General features: G+C 69.1%; 1 protein-coding gene. It reads right to left on the bottom strand.

Features of this window, described 5'->3' with window-relative positions; genetic code table 11:
* Positions 1–18: 18 nt before the first annotated feature.
* A complete protein-coding gene (locus AC27LF_RS45410; protein ID WP_479662451.1) occupies positions 19–1,254 on the bottom strand; it encodes an IS110 family RNA-guided transposase in 1,236 nt (411 codons plus the stop codon).
* Positions 1,255–1,419 lie beyond the last annotated feature (165 nt).

The following is a 1,419-nucleotide window of genomic DNA, read 5'->3' as shown; positions in this document are numbered from 1 at the left end:
GGCTGCCTAATGCTGAAGTCAAGCCACGAGACGCAGTTGGGGCCGCTCTTCGTAGGGACGGCGGTCGCGGAGGATGGCGTAGAGGACGTTCACACGGCGTCGCGCCAGGGCGATGAGGGCCTGGTGGTGCCGCTTTCCCTCGCTCCGCTTGCGGTCGTAGAAGGTCCGAGAGGTGACATCGCGCCGGATCGCGCAGAAGGCGGACTGGTAGAAGATCCGCTTGAGGGCCTTGTCACCGCCCAGGGCGCTGCGCGAGTAGCGGATCTTCCCGGACTGGGTCAGCACTGGGGACAGCCCCGAGGCTGCGGCCAGGGCGTCACCGCTGGTGAAGCGGCGGTGGTCACCGACCAGGGCGATGAATTCTGCCGTCAGGATGGCCCCCATCCCCGGCAGGCTGCGGATGAGGGCCCCGTCAGGGTGGGCGTCGACGAGCTGCTCGATCTCGGCCTCCAGGGTCTGGAGCCGGATCTTGCCAGCCAGGAGATCGGCGGCGAGTTCTTTGATGAGCGCGGCGGTGCGGCGCTCGCCGACGACTGCGATGCGCTGCGCGCGTGCCGCGGCGGCCGCAGCCTCGGCCAGGGCCCCGGCGGTGGGCCGCGTGACTCCGCGTTTGCGCAGGTAGTCGATGATGCGGCTGCTCCCGGCCCGTCGTATCTCCTGCGGAGTGACGTAGTGGGCCAGCAGGATCAAGCTGGACTTGTTCGTCGGGTCGGTGGCCCTCTCCAGGCCGGGGTGGATGGAGGCGAGCAGGTCGCGCAGCCGGTTGATGCGCGCGGTGGTCTCCTTGACCAGCACGGTGCGGTGGCTGACCAGCAGCCGCAGCTCTGCGGTGGCCTCGTCGGGCAGGTGAACTTCCCGCAGGTCGTCGCGGAGCATGACCTGTTCGGCGATGACCTTGGCGTCGCGGGGGTCGGACTTGTTCTCCCCGCCCCGGGTGCCGCGGCGGGCCCGGTTGACGGCCAGGCCGGGCACGTGGACCACACGGAAGCCCGCGGCCAGCAGCATCGCGGTCAGCAGAGCCGCGACGCTGCCCATCAGGTCCAGTCCGATGGTGAGTTCGCCGTGCTCGGCCTGGAGGGCCGTGAGATGGGTGATGGCCTCATCGATGGCGTCGGGGTCGTTGTCGACCCTGCGGCTGGCCAGTTGCCGGCCGCGGTCGTCGGTGACCGCGAGCCAGTGGAAGTCCTTGGCGATGTCGAACCCCGCGTTGGCGGACACGGTGACGCTCCCCTCGTCGAACAGCTCGTGGCGCAACTCCTTCCGCCTGGCCTCGCCCTACCAAGCGATGGTCCGCAGAGCCTAATCAGCAGTCCGGAAGAAGTGGCAGGGCAGGGGGAACAGCCACCTGAGCCATCAAGGGCAGCAAGCATGAAAACCATCCCTGCCCCACCCGCGCGACCCCAGAGTCGCGAACTCCTG

The organism is Streptomyces diversicolor, assembly GCF_057537855.1.
This window is presented reverse-complemented; position numbering and strand designations above follow the sequence as displayed.